This window comes from Dolichospermum sp. DET69 (genome assembly GCA_017355425.1).
GTDB lineage: Bacteria > Cyanobacteriota > Cyanobacteriia > Cyanobacteriales > Nostocaceae > Dolichospermum.
In genome coordinates this window covers 2,718,856-2,738,069 of sequence record CP070233.1, presented here as the reverse complement: position 1 = coordinate 2,738,069, position 19,214 = coordinate 2,718,856, and the positions used below count along the sequence as shown (strand labels likewise).

Here is a 19,214-nt window from a genome sequence, read left to right as displayed (position 1 = left end):
GTGATGATATTTATATCATTAGTACCTTAACTAATACCATTAGCGAAGCTGCTAATGCTGGATTAGATACTGTTCAATCATCTGTAACTTACACACTGGCAACCAATGTAGAAAACCTAGTTCTTACAGGAACTACCGACCTGAATGGAACTGGTAATACCCTCAATAACACCCTGACTGGCAACAGTGGTAATAACACCCTCAATGGTGGTACTGGAGCAGATATCCTGATGGGTGGTGCTGGTAATGATATCTACATTGTGGATAATGCCAATGATAGCGTTTTTGAGTCATTGAACGGAGGTACTGATACTGTTAGTACCAGTGTTACTTATGTATTGAGTGAGAACGTAGAAAACCTGACTTTAACTGGCAGTAGCAGTATTAATGGTACTGGTAACAGCTTGAATAACACCATTATTGGCAACGCTGGCAATAACATCCTCTCTGGTGGTGTTGGCAACGATATCCTCACTGGTGGTAATGGCAATGATACCTTCGTGATTGCTGCTGGGCAAGGAACAGATACCTTTACTGATTTTGTTGTTAAGAATGACAAGATTGGTTTGTCAGGAGGTTTAACCTTTGGTCAACTGTCTTTCTCTGGTAACAACATCCTGTTAACTTCTACTAATGAAGTTCTCGCAACTTTAACTGGTTTCAATACCACAACTCTCATCACTAGCAATTTTCTGACTGTTTAATTGCTAATTTGGCTAGGCAAAGCCTAGCCATTCCCAAAATGGGATCAACATATCTTGCTACTTGGTTATACTCAAAACGGCTAGAAGCTGGACTTTTTTATCATACAAACAACCAAGTTCAAAGCCTCTCCAATCATAAAAGCTGCTCCTTTTCCCTCCCTTGTAGGGGAGGGTCAGGGAGAGGTTTACAAGAGGGGTTTCATATTTGGTTAAACTATGAACCGTTCGCAGTATAATTACTCGTTTTTTGTCGATCCAGGTAGGAAAAAATTATTCCCTAATTTTGAAATCTAGATTTGTTCAAGGTTTCAACATTTTATTTCTCATAGAAAAAACAAAACCTTGTTAAATCAGTAAAAGCCTTGATGAATAAGAGTTTCAAGTTTTTATATTCCGACAGTGACATTCTTATGGTTACTTGAGAGCGCGATTTATACCCTTTGGTAACTTTATAGTCCTCAACAAACTGCATTAAAGCCGCCAGATCCCCGACTTCTTCAAGAAGTCGGGGATCTATACTCGAAACGGCTTAATTATTGGATTTAAGCAGGTAAGGAACGCAAATTTAATAACCTGCAATTCTGACTTAACCTGAAATGGTGCGTTACGCTGTCGCTAACACACCCTACTTTTGCACTTTATTTAATTCATATTCCTTAATTTGTCAGTCGTAGGGGTTTACGGTGTAAACCCCTTAACTCGTTTCCCATACCAAGTAGGTTACTTGAGAGCGCGATTTATACCCTTTGGTAACTTTATAGTCCTCAACAAACTGCATTAAAGCCGCCAGATCCCCGACTTCTTCAAGAAGTCGGGGATCTATACTCGAAACGGCTTAATTATTGGATTTAAGCAGGTAAGGAACGCAAATTTAATAACCTGCAATTCTGACTTAACCTGAAATGGTGCGTTACGCTGTCGCTAACACACCCTACTTTTGCACTTTATTTAATTCATATTCCTTAATTTGTCAGTCGTAGGGGTTTACGGTGTAAACCCCTTAACTCGTTTCCCATACCAAGTAGGTTACTTGAAAGCGCGATTTATACCCTTTGGTAACTTTATAGTCCTCAACAAACTGCATTAAAGCCGCCAGATCCCCGACTTCTTCAAGAAGTCGGGGATCTATACTCAAAACGGCTTAATTATTTGATTTAAGCAGGTAAGGAACGCAAATTTAATCCCACATTCCGCACTTCACCTGAAATGGTGCGTTACGCTGTCGCTAACACACCCTACTTTTGCACTTTATTTAATTCATATTCCTTAATTTGTCAGTCGTAGGGGTTTACGGTGTAAACCCCTTAACTCGTTTCCCATACCAAGTAGGTTACTTGAAAGCGCGATTTATACCCTTTGGTAACTTTATAGTCCTCAACAAACTGCATTAAAGCCGCCAGATCCCCGACTTCTTGAAAAAGTCGGGGATTTAAATAATACAAAATATAAACAATCTTAAATAATTGCTAAATAGACCTTAACCTTCATCACTGATTTTTACTATAGACTTTAATACAGGTTTGTCTATTGGCAAATTACCGAATATTAAGCCATTGAGCCATCATTATAACTTTCTCTAGCTTTAATTTTTACGTATTCACTATTGCAACATTCAAGGACTACTTAAAAATGCCAAGTAATACTGCTCCCAACCAAGCGTTAATCCAAGGACCAAGCAGTTCTGCAACATCTTATATTGTTCCCATTGCATCAGGTGTGAATTTAACCTCCATCTTCACAGTTGGAGATTCAGTCAACAACAAACCAGACGGCACACCCTATAAAATGGTAGGTATTCCCGATGGTTTGGGAGCCTTCGACAATGGTAATGGCACATTCACCTTATTGATGAACCAAGAAATTGGCAGTACATCTGGCATTACCCGCGCTCACGGTGGTAAAGGAGCATTCGTTTCTAGTTGGATAATTAACAAGTCCGATTTATCAGTTGTCAGTGGCGATGATCTGATCAAAAACGTCTACAACTGGGATGCTTCCAACCAGCAATCCAACACCACCACTAGCACCATCAACTTTAACCGCTTCTGCTCTGCTGATTTGGCGACTCCCACAGCTTACTACAACGCTGCAACTGGACTCGGCTCTCAAGAACGGATTTTTATGAGTGGGGAAGAAGGTGGTAGTAATGGTTATCAACTAGCCATAGTCGCTACTGGTGCTAACAAAGGAAATACTTATGTCCTTGGCAAGTTCAATCTCAGCACCAATGGCTCTGGTTTAACAGGTGTTGGTGGTTGGGAAAACGCCCTGGCCAATCCTTATGTCCAAGATAAGACCATCGTTATCGGCAACAATGATGGTGGTACGGGCATCATGAGCCAATCCCTAGCAGTTTATGTCGGCACAAAGACGAACACTGGCACTGAGATTGATAAAGCTGGTTTAACTAATGGCATTCTCAAGTTTGTGAATGTAACAGGCAGCCCTACGGAAATTGTCAACACCACAACCCGCGCTACCAATATCACCAGTGGCACAGCCTTCACTCTTAGTGGTACAGCCTCAACCGCTTTCTCACGTCCCGAAGACGGCGCATGGAATCCCCTTAATCCTAGTCAATACTTTTTTGTCACCACAGACCGTCGTGATGACGTGAACGACGGTATTGGTACTCAGATTGGTCGTACCCGCCTCTGGCGCTTGAATTTCAACGATATTACCAATCCTGATGCTGGCGGTACCATTGATATGTTGCTCGATGGTACTGAGGGTGGCAATATGTTCGACAACATGACTGTTGATAAATATGGTCATATTTTGCTCCAGGAAGATGTGGGGGGTGCTGCTCACAACGGCAAAATTTGGCAGTACGACATCGCTACTGACAGCTTGAAACTTTTGGCTAAACATGATCCTGCCCGCTTTGGTGATATTGGGGTTGCAGCAACTGCACCGTTCAGCAACGATGAAGAATCTTCTGGGATTATTGATGCTCAAGATATCTTGGGTCCAGGTTGGTTCTTACTCAACACCCAGGCACATTACGGTATTACTGGGGAATTGGTAGAAGGTGGTCAATTACAAGCGCTTTTCAATCCTGACACCTATAATGCTTATCAAAATTCATTTGCTACCTTCAATTTTGATAATGCTAATTATGCCACTGTGGAAGGTAATACCTCTGGTTTCAACACCAATGCCACTGTCAGAGTAACTCGCACAGGCAATACTACTGGTACAGACACAGTAACACTACAATTGACTGATGGTACAGCTAAAGGTAGTGCTACTGCTCCCACCCAAGACACAATCAAAGGACTAAGCAGTTCTGCAACCCCTTACATCATCCCCACAACACCAGGGTCAGGTGTGAATTTAACCTCCATCTTCACAGTTGGAGATTCAGTCAACAACAAATCAGACGGCACACCCTATAAGATGGTAGGTATTCCCGATGGTTTGGGAGCCTTCGACAATGGTAATGGCACATTCACCTTATTGATGAACCAAGAAATTGGCAGTACATCTGGCATTACCCGCGCTCACGGTGGTAAAGGAGCATTCGTTTCTAGTTGGATAATTAACAAGTCCGATTTATCAGTTGTCAGTGGCGATGATCTGATCAAAAATGTCTACAACTGGGATGCTTCCAACCAGCAATCCAACACCACCACTAGCATCATCAACTTTAACCGCTTCTGCTCTGCTGATTTGGCGAATCCCACAGCTTACTACAACGCTGCAACTGGACTCGGCTCTCAAGAACGGATTTTTATGAGTGGGGAAGAAGGTGGTAGTAATGGTTATCAACTAGCCATAGTCGCTACTGGTGCTAACAAAGGAAATACTTATGTCCTTGGCAAGTTCAATCTCAGCACCAATGGCTCTGGTTTAACAGGTGTTGGTGGTTGGGAAAACGCCCTGGCCAATCCTTATGTCCAAGATAAGACCATCGTTATCGGCAACAATGATGGTGGTACGGGCATCATGAGCCAATCCCTAGCAGTTTATGTCGGCACAAAGACGAACACTGGCACTGAGATTGATAAAGCTGGTTTAACTAATGGCATTCTCAAGTTTGTGAATGTAACAGGCAGCCCTGCGGAAATTGTCAACACCACAACCCGCGCTACCAATATCACCAGTGGCACAGCCTTCACTCTTAGTGGTACAGCCTCAACCGCCTTCTCACGTCCCGAAGATGGTGCATGGAATCCCCTTAATCCTAGTCAATACTTTTTTGTCACCACAGACCGTCGTGATGACGTGAACGACGGTATTGGTAGTCAGATTGGTCGTACTCGCCTCTGGCGCTTGAATTTCAGCGATATTACCAATCCTGATGCTGGCGGTACCATTGATATGTTGCTCGATGGTACTGAGGGTGGCAATATGTTCGACAACATGACTGTTGATAAATATGGTCACATTTTGCTCCAGGAAGATGTGGGGGGTGCTGCTCACAACGGCAAAATTTGGCAGTACGACATCGCTACTGATAGCTTGAAACTTTTGGCTAAACATGATCCAGCCCGCTTTGGTGATATTGGGGTTGCAGCAACTGCACCGTTCAGCAACGATGAAGAATCTTCTGGGATTATTGATGCTCAAGATATCCTCGGTCCCGGTTGGTTCTTGTTGAATACCCAAGCACACTACGGTATTTCTGGGGAATTGGTAGAAGGTGGTCAATTACAAGCACTTTTCAATCCAGATACCTACAAATCTTACCAAGCAGACTACATCAATAGTCCAATTACCGTTACATTCGCTCCTGGTGAAACTTACAAGGATGTACAGATTTCAGTTGCCGGAGATACGAATGTAGAAAGTAATGAAACTGTCAACCTCACTTTAACCAATCCTAGTACAGGCAGTTTAGTAGGAACGAATCAACCCAACGCTGTACTAACAATTGTTAATGATGAACTCCCTCCAACAGAGATTAGTCTCAGTTCCTTCAGTGTCAATGAGAATGTTAATACTGGGACTGTAATTGGCAATTTCAACACTACTGATCCGAATGTAGATGATTCCTTCACCTATACCTTAGTTGATGACACAAACTACGCGGATAATACAGCTTTTCAGATTGTCGGAAATCAACTCCAGTCCAATGCTTCTCTCAACTATGAAGCTAAGAACAACTACAACATCAAGGTACGCTCAACAGATTCAAGTGGACTCTACACTGATAAAACTTTCACTGTCACCCTTAATGATGTCAACGAAGCACCTGTGTTGATAGCACCAGCTACCCAAACAGCAAATTCCAACATTAGCCAAATTATTTCGGGTATTAGTTTAACAGATGTAGATGCAGGCAATAGTTCTTTGCAAGTAACTCTTGCTCTCAATGATGGTTCAGCGACTCTTGGTTCAACTAGCGGGCTGAACTTTGCAGTAGGTGATGGAAATCAAGACACATATATGAACTTTAGTGGTTCACTGAGTGCTATTAATACTGCACTGAATAACTTGTCTTATCGCAGTAATTTTGGTTTCTTTGGTAATGACACCATTAATCTTTCTGTAAATGATCAGGGCAATACGGGCAGTGGTGGTGCGTTGACTGATAGTAAAGCGATCGCTTTAACCGTCTACAATTTAATCAATGGTACAAGTGGTAACAATAGTCTCATAGCTACTACTAACCCAGATCGCATCTTCGGTAAAGCAGGTAATGATACTATCACCTCAACTGTTGCTAACGCTGGACAAAATGACCTTTTCGATGGTGGAGACGGAACAGATACCTTAGTAATATCTGGTGGAATAGCATCAACCGCTTTAACATTGAATGTTGCCAATACTAGCAATCAATTAAGCGGTATTTCAGGACTGGTAGTTCAAAACTTTGAGAGCTTCAATTTTGCTAACTTCTTGGGAAATCTCAACGCTACTGGTAGCACAGGTAATGACACTATTACTGGTGGTGCTGGTAACGATACCCTTGATGGTGGGGCGGGAACAAATATTCTAGCAGGTGGTGCTGGTAATGATACTTATATCATTAGTACCTTAACCAATACCATTACTGAAGCTGCTAATGCTGGAATAGATACTGTTCAATCATCTGTAACTTATACACTGGCAACCAATGTAGAAAACCTAGTCCTCACAGGGATTAATAATCTGAATGGGACTGGTAATACCCTCAATAACACCTTAACTGGTAACAGCGGTAATAATATCCTCAATGGTGGTACTGGAGCAGATACCTTGATTGGTGATGATGGTAATGATACTTACATTGTGGATAATACCAGTGATACCGTTGTTGAGTTAGATAACAAAGGTACTGATACTGTGAACTCCAGTGTTACCTATACATTGAGTGATAACGTTGAAAACCTGACTTTAACTGGTGGTGGCAGTGTTAATGGTACTGGCAACAGTTTGAATAACATCATTACTGCTAACATTGGCAGTAACATTCTTGACGGAGGGGTCGGTAACGATACCCTGATTGGTGGTGCAGGAAATGACACTTACATCGTTGATTCTGTTGATGATGTTGTGACTGAAGCTGCTAATGCTGGAATAGATACTGTTCAATCATCTGTAACTTATACACTGGCAACCAATGTAGAAAACCTAGTCCTCACAGGGATTAACAATCTGAATGGGACTGGTAATACCCTCAATAACACCTTAACTGGTAACAGCGGTAATAATATCCTCAATGGTGGTACTGGAGCAGACAATCTGATTGGTGGTGCTGGTGATGATACTTACATTGTGGATAATGCCAGTGATAACGTTTTTGAGTTATTGAACGAAGGTACTGATACTGTAAACTCCAGTGTTACCTATACATTGAGTGATAACGTTGAAAACCTGACTTTAACTGGTATTGGCAGTATTAATGGTACTGGCAACAGCTTGAATAACATCATTACAGGTAATGCTGGTATCAATATCCTAAATGGTGGCAGTGGTGCAGATACCTTTACAGGTGGTTTGGGTAATGATACCCTCTACTTAGGTTTGCATGATGGTGCTGTTGATATTGTCAATTATGCCTCTGGTAATGGTGCAGATACTATTTACCAATTTGAGCGAACTGTTTTGGGTGATCAACTAAAGTTCACTGGCATTACCAATATTGATGTAATTACATCTGGAACAAGTACCCAATTACGAGTTAGCGATGGTATTACTGGTAATACTGGTTTTGGGACAACAGGTTCATTGTTAGTTACTTTATCTGGTACATCTGGCTTTACCAGCGCTGATGTAAATCAAAACTTGTTTGGTGCTAATTTCTTCTTCAGCTAATTTTTTAGGAGACTAACCAGATGAAAACATCTGGTTAGCTTAATCAGCAGAATCCCCACGTCTCACTATACCGGAGCGTGGGGATGCCAGTCGCCTGCGACGGGAAACCCGTCTACAGCACTGGCTCATGAATACGCGTGAGTTGAGTTGCGTAGCCCAAATTGTCTTTGAGCATAGCGAAAACAAAGAAGGCTACAGCGACGAAACCTAGCTTGCTTCTCGCTCCATGAGTGCAAAATATTGATTTCTATGTTATTATTAGAGGCTAGGTGTAACCCAATTAAATGCAGAAATGCAGCCTATAAAAAAATAATTCCGTGCGAACTGACACCATTTTCTATCAGTTATTTTTAACCTTTCATAGTCTATTGTTTGAACTAATTGGTCAACCATTAAAGAAAGCCAAACGCTATCAATTTACATCAGTAGAAGTCAAGGAAAAGCATTTAGATTTAATGGTATTTTAAGGGTTTTACTCTTTTTATTATCTACGGTTAATTATTCTGAAGATTTTAAAATAGTATTGTCTGGCGAAAAAAGATTTGGACTTACTGATTTTCCCAATCTCACCCTTTCCGACCGGCAAGGGAAAAAATTTTAGAGAAATTTAAGTTTTTGTCCCAACAATTTGATAACTTATATACATAGTTTGCAACAATTAGGGAAAAACTACGTTGAGTTACCATCCAGATGCCATTGCCCCCCACGGTGGAGAGTTAATTAACCGGGTTGCTTCTTCAGCACAAAGAGAAATATTTATCTCTAAAGCTGACTTTTTACCGCGTGTGGAACTTGATGAGCGAGCAGTTTCTGATTTAGAAATGATTGCCATTGGTGGTTTTAGTCCTCTTAAAGGTTTCATGAACCAAGCAGACTACAACCGAGTAGTAACCGAAATGCGGTTAGCTAACGGTATTGTCTGGTCAATTCCGATTACACTGTCTGTCACTGAAGCAGTAGCAACCCCTCTACAAACAGGCGGTTTAGTCCGTCTGGATAACTCCAACGGCGAGTTTATTGGGGTATTGGAACTGACCCAAAAGTATACTTACGACAAACAACACGAAGCCATCAATGTTTATCGCACTGATGATGCTAAACATCCTGGGGTGCAGGTAGTTTATAACCAAGGTTCTATTAACCTGGCTGGTGATATCTGGTTATTACAACGTGACTCTCATCCCCATTTTCCCAGCTATCAAATTGATCCTGCGGCTTCACGGGAAATGTTTCGAGAAAAAGGTTGGAAAACAATTGTTGGTTTCCAAACTCGTAATCCTATCCACCGCGCCCATGAATATATTCAAAAGTGCGCTCTAGAAACTGTAGATGGTCTCTTTTTGCACCCACTGGTAGGGGCAACTAAAGAAGATGACATCGCTGCTGATGTGCGGATGCGTTGTTATGAAATTTTACTAGAACACTATTACCCTGTAGATAGAGTCATTTTGGCAATTAACCCGGCTGCAATGCGTTATGCTGGTCCTAGAGAAGCAATTTTCCATGCTTTAGTCAGAAAAAATTACGGCTGTACACATTTTATAGTGGGACGTGATCATGCTGGTGTAGGTGACTACTACGGCACTTATGACGCTCAGTATATATTTGATGAGTTTACCGCTGAAGAGTTGGGGATTGTGCCTATGAAGTTTGAACACGCTTTCTACTGTAAGCGCACCAAACAAATGGCTACAACTAAAACCAGCCCTAGCAAACCAGAGGAACGGGTTCACTTGTCTGGAACAAAGGTACGGGAAATGTTACGTCGGGGTGAGTTACCACCACCAGAATTTTCTCGTCCAGAGGTAGCGGCAGAGTTGACAAGGGCTATGAAAATTGCACCTGTCTTAGTTTAGTTTAAAATTAGAAACTTTACTCTCCGGACTTTAGCCTTTAAGCTATTAGCTAGTAGGCTGGAGTCTGACTGTTAATTATGAAACGGCGTAGGTTTTTACAAAAGATTAGCGGCTTATTAGCGGCATTGGGGTTAGCGGAAACTGAGTGGTTAAGTTTGGGGAATCCCTATTACCAAGCTTTAGCACAATCTAACCAGCGTAAGTTAGCATTACTGATAGGTATTAATCAGTATCCACAAAGTCCTGCCCTTGGTGGTTGTGTAACTGATGTGGAATTGCAAACAGAATTGTTAATTAATCGCTGTGGCTTTGTAGCATCAGATATTCTAACTTTAACTGATGAACAAGCCAGCAGACAATTTATTGAAAATGCTTTTTTAGATCACTTGGGTAAGCAAGCCAAATCTGGAGATGTGGTGATTTTCCATTTTTCCGGTTATGGTACTCGCATGAATTTGGGAGGGGGAATATTCCAAAATGCCATAGTTCCTGTTGATGAAAATAATTTACTAGGGACAAAATCTGTTAATTATTTATTAGAAGAAACGCTGTTATTATTATTGCGATCGCTCCCTACAAATCAAGTTACAGCAATATTAGATACTAGTTATTATCATCCTCGTGAATTAAAACTCACTGGTTTAAAATCTCGTAGCCGTCCAGAATTATCAACAGCAACTTTACAAATAGCAGAATTAGAATTTCTATCGCAACTAAAAAATCAGCAAGCATCCCCTAATAATCCTCTAATTATCAATGCTACTTCAGAACTAAATCAGCAAGCCGGAGAATTTATTTTTTCTAATTGGACTGCGGGATTATTGACTTATGCTTTAACTCAATATTTGTGGGAAACTATCCCTGCTAAAACCATCCAAGTGTTTCTTTCTAGTGTTGCTACTTCCATGTATCAGCTAGGTGGAAAACAACAACCAAGTTTATTAAGTGAGCAAAACAAATCTCAAAATACTTTAGTTACTAATTATTTCCCTATTGATAATTTAAGAAGTATTGGTGTAGTTAAAGCTATAGAAGAGGATGGAAAAACTATCCAGTTATGGCTAGGAGGATTACCTCCCCAAGTGCTGACAAATTATGGGGTAAATTCTCGTTTAATTCTGGATACGGGAGAGGAATTAATTATCAGATCACGGAATGGATTAATCGCTAAAGCCCAATTTACAAGTAAAGAAATTACTAACTTACCTTCAGTGGGGCAATTAGTTCAAGAAGTTGTGCGTGTATTACCCCGAAATATTCATATTAATGTGGCTTTAGATCAGGGTTTGGAAAGAATTGAACGGGTAGATGCTACTAGTATTTTTTCAGGGATTAGCCGCATTGCGAATATTACTACTATAGAAGAAACTGCTGATTATGTGTTTGGTAAAGTTGCCCAATTACCCAGCCGTTATGGTCTGTTTTGCTTGGGTGGTGAACTGATTATTAATACTATTGGGGAAGTTGGGGAAGCGGTGAAAGTGGCTGTACAGCGATTAAAACCAACATTTTCGACTTTGTTAGCATCAAAGTTGTGGCAACTTACAGAAAACAAAGGTTCTTCGCGTTTACCAGTGAGGGCGACTTTAGAGATTGTTAATAACGTTTTACCCCGAGTTTTTATGGTGAGGGACACTTTAGGAACTGCTAGTAAAGATAATACTTGGCAAACACCTAGCTATGACGAAATAGCTATGCCGACAATTCCCGTAGGTAGTCGCTTGCAATATAAAATTGAAAATTTGAGCGATCGCCCTGTATATTTAATTTTAGTAGGTTTAAATAATAATCAAAATGCCTTTGCTTTTTATCCTTGGGAAGTTTTTCCAGAGACTGATATTCCACCTACAAAACCTCAGTTAATAGAAATTCTCATTCCTGGTGGTAAAACTCTCAAAATCCCAGAAAATCACCCGATAGCTGGTTGGTTGCTTCCTACTCGTTATACCTTTTGTGAACACCAAATTATTCTGAGTACAGCACCATTTAAGGAAACTCTCACGGCATTAGCGATCGCTAAATATCCCACCACAGATCAACAAGCTATTAGTCCCATTGTCAATCCTTTAGAAGTTGCCCAAGCCTTATTACAAGATTTACATAATGCTAGTCAGGTAACAACAGATATTAATGTTACTGCTAATGATGCCTATATTTTGGATGTCAATAATTGGGCAAGTTTGAATTTTAGTTTTCAAGTAGTGTAAACACGCAATGCGGTATTCTATATATGTAGATGACACTTACTTCTCTATCTTCTTTTCTCTGTGCCTGGAGTGGTTCGTTTATTCTCTTTCTTAAAAAAGCACTCAAAGGTAAAAAACTTCAGCCTGCATAAGCAGGCTTGATTTAAATAGCCCCAGTTTTCTAGACAAAGATATTTTTACAAATACTTGTCTAATAACAAACTTAGCTTTTCTTTCGTTGCTGCCGGTGCTTTCTCCAAATTAGTTAAAATTGCATACCTCAAAGCCGAATGAGCCTCACTAACAGGGGGATTTGCACTCAAGCGCTTCACAGTTTCTTGAATTACCTTTTGAGCATTTGCCGCATTTTTATGTAAATTACCAATCACCATTTCCACCGTCACACCATCATGATCTGGATGCCAGCAATCATAATCTGTCACCAGCGCCAACGTTGCATAAGCAATTTCTGCTTCCCGTGCTAACTTCGCTTCAGGTACATTTGTCATGCCAATTACCGTTGCATCCCAACTGCGATAGAGATGAGATTCAGCCTTGGTGGAAAATGCGGGGCCTTCCATACATACGTAAATACCACCCTGATGTAATGTAACATCTGGTAAACTTAAAGATGCGATCGCTTCAGCCAAAACCTTAGCTAAATTGTGGCAAATCGGCTCACCAAAAGCAATATGTGCCACAATCCCCTCACCAAAAAACGTAGAAACACGATTCTTAGTTCGATCAATAAACTGATCGGGAATTACCATATCTAGGGGTTTAGCTTCAGCCTTCAAAGAACCCACAGCACTTGCAGAGATTAAGTATTCCACACCTAACTGCTTCATTGCGTAAATATTCGCCCGAAACGGCAACTCTGAAGGTAACAGGGTATGATTACGACCATGACGCGCTAAAAAGGCAACTCTTGTTTCTTCTAAAGTTCCCAGAATAATTGCATCTGACGGTGAACCAAAAGGTGTGGAAACTTCTATTTCTTCCACATTTTTCAGTGCTTCCATATTATACAAACCACTTCCACCAATGATCCCAATTCTAGCTACTGTCATAAATTATCAACCGATGATTAATTGAACTAACAAGTAATTTTACTGGAAATCTTCTTAATTAAAGATGCACAAAATATAAAAATACTTATTTTTGACAATTCCGTAGAGATACGAGTACAAAAAATGTCTAAATTAATATACCTTAGTTTGATAGGCGATAATAGTAATTCAGGTCAAATGCTATTGGAAACGGTATTGCAACGCATATTTTCTATTCGCAGAATTACTAGACAAGATCAGCAGCTACTCATGTCTACTCTCCTATCAAAAGAAGAATTAGACGAAGATGAACGTAAACAAATCACCCGTGTATTTGACGGGTTATGCAGTGGATTTATTAAAGTAGTAGATTAATTTTTATGGCTGGATAAATCAAGAAAATTATGTAACCCACATTCAGCAGATTAAATTGCAAAAACTTTTTGGATTTTTAGATTTAGATTCCAGGGTTATACCATTCAACATAATGAAGATATTCGGCGTAACTCACGAACTTTTTGATAAATATCATTGACTAAATCTAAAATTTCAGAACCTTATTCTCTTCATTCTCAACTTTCCATCGGCATCACCCAATATTATTCAAGATTTTGTTGGGTAACATGAGCGTCAACCCAACCTACTGTAATACTATTTAACAGGGATAGAATCAACATCCACAGTTTCGCCAGGGGAAGGCGGATGATTAGCTGGATTACTGGTACTATTTTCTACAGTCCCTTTTTTAGCTTTCCAACCATCAAGCACTAAACTAGAAACTTCAGAAACGAATAAAGTTAACAGTAAAACATCATCAATTTGGCCAATAATAGGAATAAAATCTGGAGAAATATCTAAAGGGCTAATTAAATAGGCTACTGTGCCGATAATTACCCACCAACGGTATTTAGGATTGCGTAGCGTGTTCCGATACCATGTATACAGGGATTGAATTGAGAAGTTCATTTTTAACCTCCAGTGATTTTTTTATTTTGGCAAATAATCCTCTAAACTCCCGGTGGGAATAACCGTCATATTGTGTATAGAAGATGTTACTCCTGAGTAATTAATGAGAAAATGTTGTGAGTTTTGCATTACTCTCTAAAATGAAAATGCTTTGACTACTAGGAATGGAGAGAGGAAACCCACACAGTGGATATTTTAGTTTTATTTAAGAAGGGCGGGCCCTCCATGTGGCCTTTGCTGGTTTTATCCGTTCTATCAGTAAGTGTGATTTTTGAACGTCTGTGGTTCTGGGTAAGAATTCTGACCCAGGAAAAAGAAATCGTCAATCGTGTGCTTGATGCTGCTGGTGAAGATTGGGAAATAGCGGAAGCGATCGCGGAAAAAGCGGTAAATCAGCCCATTGGCAGATTTTTATACGCACCTTTACGCCTACAAAAAGGTGATCCAGAAACCTTTAGATTAGCCCTAGAATCAACCGCAGCCGACGAGATAGCCGGAATGCGCCGGGGTGAAAAACTGCTAGAGGCTGTGATTGCTCTTTCACCACTTTTAGGATTGTTGGGTACTGTTCTCGGTTTGATTCATTCCTTGGGTTCAATTCGCATTGGTGATTTGGGAACTGAATCTACAGCCGGTGTGACTACAGGAATCGGGGAATCGCTGATTAGTACAGCAGCAGGATTAATAGTAGCGATCGCTAGTTTGGTATTCTATCGCCTATTTCAAAGTTTTGTTGTTAACCAAGTCAAAGTTTTCAACAAAGCCGGCAATGAAATGGAACTGCTCTACCGTCAATATCCTCCTGAACCTAAAACAATTAACCCCAGAAAATTCTCAAAACGTACTCCTGAAAACTTCGATTCATCTTCTCACTTAGAATCAAAAACAGTTATTCAAGAACCGACAATTTCAGCAGATGACATAATTGAATCAGATGATACAATTGATCATTCTAGTTTGCACTCTGTAGAAAAACAAGAAAATGAAAGTTAAGCTAGATAACTCCGGTGAAGACCTTCAGATTCAAATTATCCCCTTAATTGATGTTGTTTTTTGTATTCTGACATTCTTTCTATTGGCAGCTTTACAATTTACTCGTCAACAAGCAATTAATGTTAACTTACCCAAAGCTAGTACAGGTGAAAATTCTGCTGCTAATGCTCAAAGTAAAAACAAGATATTACCCGTAACAATTGATGCTATTGGGTTGATTTACATAGAAAAAGAACCTGTGAAACGGGAGGAATTAGAAACACGTTTAAAGACATATATCCAAGCAAATCCAGATGGGATTTTAGTATTGAATGCGTCGCGGACAGCTACTTACAACGACGTGATTCAAACATTGGATTTGCTGCGACAAGTAGGCGGAAATCGTGTTTCTTTGGGAATTATCCCCGGTTCATCTCAATCGGGAATGAATGCACCCAGTTTCCCTATTCCTCCCATACCTAATAATCCTACCAACCCAGAAGTTAACCCACTAGGAAACTTGAGGTCTTTACCACCAGCTAATCCAAATCCATTTCCTGTACCAGGGAGCGGAATTAATCCAGGGACTTTACCTGTAATTCCTAATAACACTTTGCCTGTAACACCTGTAACACCTGTAACACCAGGCACAAATAATTCTTCTCCGCAAAATTAAAAACATTTTGTGAGAAATTTTGGCTATTTTCTCCCCATACTTTCCTCAATTTTATAGGAAGTTATGGGGATATTTTTAGTAGGGTGGGCAATGCCCACCCTACGTAGATTTCAAATATTAGTTCTATAATTGCATTTAGGAGAAAAAATCATGAAAGCAATATTAATGACAGCAGCGGGTAAACCGGAAGTTTTAGAGTTACAAGAAGTTCCCCAACCCATACCAGCAAATAAAGAAATTTTAGTGAGAATTTTAGCGGCTGGTGTTAACCCCATTGATACTAAGTTACGTCAACGGGGGACATTTTACCCGGAACAAATGCCGGCTATTTTAGGATGTGATGGTGCGGGTATAGTGGAAGCTGTGGGTAGTAGTGTGGAGAAATTTTGCGTTGGGGATGAAGTATATTTTTGCTATGGTGGTTTGGGTGCAAATCCCGGAAATTATGCTGAATATACGATTGTTGATGAAAGATTTGTGGCTTTTAAACCCAAATCAGTTTCTTTCACCGAAGCAGCAGCAGCACCTCTGGTTTTAATTACTGCTTGGGAAGCTTTATATGAACGCGGCAGACTTGAACCAGGAGAAAAGGTATTAGTTCATGCTGGTGCGGGTGGCGTTGGTCATGTGGCTATTCAATTAGCTAAACTCAAGGGTGCAGAAGTAGCAACTACAGTTAGTTCTCCAGAAAAAGCCAATTTTGTCACTCAAATTGGTGCTGATAAGGTAATTTTTTATCAAGAAAATGATTTTGTCGAATCTATATTAGAGTGGACTAATGGTGAAGGTGTAGATTTAGTTTTTGATACTGTTGGTGGTGATACTTTTGAAAAATCTTTTCCCGCAGTGCGAATTTATGGGGATATTGTGACTATTCTTGAACCCAAAGCTAATACTGTTTGGAAAGTTGCTAGAAATAAAAATCTCCGCATTAGTTTGGAATTAATGCTCACACCAATGTTATTAGGAAATGTGGAAGCATTAATACATCATGGAGATATTCTCCAACAGTGCGCTAATTGGATAGATGAAGGTAAATTAAAAATTGCAGTTAGTCAGACGTTTTCTTTAGCGGAAGCAGCCAAAGCACACGCTTTAATTGAAGCTGGTTCTATGTTGGGTAAGGTTGTTTTATTGAATTCATAATTAAGTAGGGAATTTGTTGAGATTATTTTGTCAATTTAGCTATTTACAAAGATGGGAATTTACTCCACTTTGGCAAATAAGAACCATAGTTAAACAAATAAATTTATTATCTGTGGAATTAGGAAAAAGCATCATATCTAAATTCGCGGTAATATGGTTTATTTGTATATTTGTTACGGTTTTGTTTTTATTTCCTGTTCCTACCTTTGCAGTACAGAACGAACCCATAATTTTAACTTGGGAATTATTACAAGAAAGGGTTAAAGCCCCAATTTTACGAGATGGTAATTTGACGGTAGATTTAAGGAAGATGGTAATTGATTTACGTCCTGAAAATGCCGTTTTCCGCGATAATTTTTACCAATTACTCAGAAAAGAATTGCAAAAAACTGGTGCAAAAGCTTTGGGTTTAGATTTGAGTAATTCCGTAATTGAAGGTGATTTTTATGGGAATGATTTGGGTTTAAGAACTCCTCTTTATGCTCAAGGTATAGCTCAAATTTTTACACCTATTGAACAGGAACAGTTAGAAGGTTTACGTTCTGTATGTTTGCAGTCTTTATCAAAGGCTGTTCCTAATTCTAAAGATTGTAAATCTTTGTTAAATAATCAGTCAAATAATTCTAGTAGTATTTCCGTATTTCGTGGAGCTTTAATCATGGTAGAAAGTCGTTTTAATGGGGAAGTTAAATTCTCTAATACGTTCTTTCTTCAATCTGTAAATGCTCAAGGAGCAAATTTTCTAAAATCCACTAATTGGGATGAATCTAGATTTGGTAGAACTGTGAGCTTGAGTGGGGCTATTTTTCACGCTCCTAGTAGTTTTCAAGGGAGTATTTTTTTTGATAAGGCTAATTTTCAAGAAGTAAAATTTCTAGATTCTGCTGATTTTCAAGGTGATATATTCTGTAATGATGCAAAATTTACAAAAGGAAAATTTCAACAAGTAGTTAAGTTTAATAGTAGTTCTTGGCAAGGAAATGTTGATTTTTCTAGTGTAATTTTTAATAATCAAGTAAATTTCAATAAAGTTAATTTTCATAAATTTTTATTTATGAAAGATACGATTTTTAAACAAGTGCTAATTTTTCGAGAATCTGAGTTTAATCAATCTGTCGATTTACAAAGTGCAAGTATTCTGAATCAAGCTGATTTTAGTGATGTCAAGTTTGCAGATAGAGCATTTTTAAATGTGTCCGGGTTGGTATTTAATTCTAATCAAGCGAAAATTTTAGGTAATGTGGGAGAAATTGGTAGAAAGTTGATTGTCCCGACATTACGAGGTAATCAAAATATTTTGCGGAATTTAAGTCAAAATTTCCGGTTACAGCAGCAGGTTAGTGATGCAAATCAGTTGGAATATACAAAACAACGTTTAAGATTAATTGAATTGAGTCATCAGTTAACAGCTATTAATATTAATACTGCTTCTATTAATAGGTTGATAAATTTGGGTTTTTCAGCAACTCAAGCGGTTGAGATTAGTAAATATCGTCAAATCCAATATTTTCGGAATATTAGTGAACTATTGATTTTAGCAGATGTGGATTTAGAAATATATAATCAGTTAAGTGATAGAATTATTGCCACTGAACCTCTAGTTTTAAGTGGGTGGTTATTTAAATCTTTAAATTGGTTGTTATTGAGTTTGTTATTATTATTAAGTGGTTATGGTACAAACTTTTGGTTAGTATTCGGCGTAGGTGGTGTAGTTATTTCTTGTTTTGGTGTATTCTTTTGGTTAGTTGATCGCTATCGTCGTTTGTCTCCTGTAGCAATTATTCCTAAATATTATGAAACTGTTTGTATATTAGTTAGTTTTACTTGTTTAATATCTGGTAGTTTGTTAGCAATTTTTCGTAATTCTGGTAGTCCTTGGTTAACTTTGCTGTGCTTATTCTTTATCATTTTCCCCCTACCTGGGATTTTATTATGGCAACTTTATGAACAAGGACGTTATCATGATTTAATGGATATTTCCTATTTTAGAGAAGATGGAACATTAAGACAGCTAAGATTATTAATTGGGAGATTACCAGTTATTCCTAGAAATCCTAGTTTTCGGGAAAGATATATGCCGCTATTATGGGATAGACGCTGGAATTGGCTGAATTATTATGATTTTAGTTTGAATAATTTAGTGAGATTAGGATTTAATGATATTCGTTTACGAGATGAACATTTACCAGGAATTATCTCTACTTTAGCTTGGTATCAATGGAGCTTAGGTATACTTTATATTATTCTCGCTGGTTGGACTCTCTCGCGCACAATTCCGGGATTAAATCTATTGATTTATTTGAAATAAGTCTAATAGAAAACGAAAATTGTAGGTTGGGTAGAACGAAGACCAAACCCAACAAAGTTTTGATAATGTTGGGTTGAGAAAGGGAAACCCAACTTATTCCGAAGTTCAA

General features: G+C 39.1%; 11 protein-coding genes and 2 pseudogenes. 11 read left to right on the top strand and 2 right to left on the bottom strand.

Going from position 1 to position 19,214, the window contains the following annotated elements; translation table 11 throughout:
* The first annotated feature begins 8 nt into the window (after positions 1 to 8).
* From EZY12_12540 to EZY12_12515, 6 genes and pseudogenes are all read left to right on the top strand, one after another.
* Positions 9 to 254, top strand: a pseudogene (locus EZY12_12540) (hypothetical protein).
* A complete protein-coding gene (locus tag EZY12_12535) occupies positions 231 to 704 on the top strand; it encodes a calcium-binding protein (protein QSX70645.1) in 474 nt (157 codons plus the stop codon). Before EZY12_12540 ends, EZY12_12535 begins: the two are co-directional and overlap by 24 nt.
* 1,629 nt (positions 705 to 2,333) lie before the next feature.
* Positions 2,334 to 7,946 (top strand): hypothetical protein, encoded by a 5,613-nt coding sequence (locus EZY12_12530; GenBank protein ID QSX70310.1) that lies wholly within the window; start codon positions 2,334 to 2,336, stop codon positions 7,944 to 7,946.
* Between the two features lie 317 nt (positions 7,947 to 8,263).
* Positions 8,264 to 8,547: pseudogene (locus tag EZY12_12525) on the top strand (DUF2887 domain-containing protein).
* Positions 8,548 to 8,620: 73 nt separating this feature from the next.
* The gene (sat, locus tag EZY12_12520; protein QSX70309.1) at positions 8,621 to 9,802 is read left to right on the top strand and encodes a sulfate adenylyltransferase; all 1,182 of its coding nucleotides are present in this window, start codon (positions 8,621 to 8,623) and stop codon (positions 9,800 to 9,802) included.
* 77 nt (positions 9,803 to 9,879) lie between these two features.
* Entirely contained in the window at positions 9,880 to 12,009 is a 2,130-nt protein-coding gene (locus tag EZY12_12515; protein ID QSX70308.1) for a caspase family protein, read from the top strand.
* A 176-nt stretch (positions 12,010 to 12,185) separates the two neighbouring features.
* Here EZY12_12515 and EZY12_12510 read toward each other — a convergent pair whose 3' ends face one another.
* Positions 12,186 to 13,058 carry an S-methyl-5'-thioadenosine phosphorylase gene (locus tag EZY12_12510; protein ID QSX70307.1) on the bottom strand — a complete coding sequence of 291 codons (873 nt, stop codon included), beginning with the start codon at positions 13,056 to 13,058 and terminating at the stop codon, positions 12,186 to 12,188.
* Between the two features lie 123 nt (positions 13,059 to 13,181).
* Between EZY12_12510 and EZY12_12505 the strand changes: the two genes are divergently transcribed.
* Positions 13,182 to 13,412: a hypothetical protein gene (locus EZY12_12505; protein QSX70306.1), complete on the top strand. Its 231-nt coding sequence runs from the start codon at positions 13,182 to 13,184 to the stop codon at positions 13,410 to 13,412.
* 276 nt (positions 13,413 to 13,688) lie between these two features.
* Here the strand turns inward: EZY12_12505 and EZY12_12500 are convergent, their stop codons facing one another.
* Positions 13,689 to 14,003: a DUF1232 domain-containing protein gene (locus EZY12_12500; protein QSX70305.1), complete on the bottom strand. Its 315-nt coding sequence runs from the start codon at positions 14,001 to 14,003 to the stop codon at positions 13,689 to 13,691.
* Positions 14,004 to 14,189: 186 nt separating this feature from the next.
* On the opposite strand from EZY12_12500, the gene EZY12_12495 reads away from it, so the two are divergent.
* The 4 genes from EZY12_12495 (at position 14,190) to EZY12_12480 (ending at position 19,105) form a co-directional block, all read left to right on the top strand.
* Positions 14,190 to 14,996 (top strand): MotA/TolQ/ExbB proton channel family protein, encoded by an 807-nt coding sequence (locus EZY12_12495; GenBank protein ID QSX70304.1) that lies wholly within the window; start codon positions 14,190 to 14,192, stop codon positions 14,994 to 14,996.
* On the top strand, positions 14,986 to 15,651 hold the full coding sequence (locus EZY12_12490) for a biopolymer transporter ExbD (protein QSX70303.1): 666 nt from the start codon (positions 14,986 to 14,988) through the stop codon (positions 15,649 to 15,651). The genes EZY12_12495 and EZY12_12490 overlap by 11 nt, the downstream gene beginning before the upstream one ends.
* A 150-nt stretch (positions 15,652 to 15,801) precedes the next feature.
* Positions 15,802 to 16,797 (top strand): zinc-dependent alcohol dehydrogenase family protein, encoded by a 996-nt coding sequence (locus EZY12_12485; GenBank protein QSX70302.1) that lies wholly within the window; start codon positions 15,802 to 15,804, stop codon positions 16,795 to 16,797.
* 13 nt (positions 16,798 to 16,810) lie between these two features.
* The gene (locus EZY12_12480) at positions 16,811 to 19,105 is read left to right on the top strand and encodes a pentapeptide repeat-containing protein (protein ID QSX70301.1); all 2,295 of its coding nucleotides are present in this window, start codon (positions 16,811 to 16,813) and stop codon (positions 19,103 to 19,105) included.
* Positions 19,106 to 19,214 lie beyond the last annotated feature (109 nt).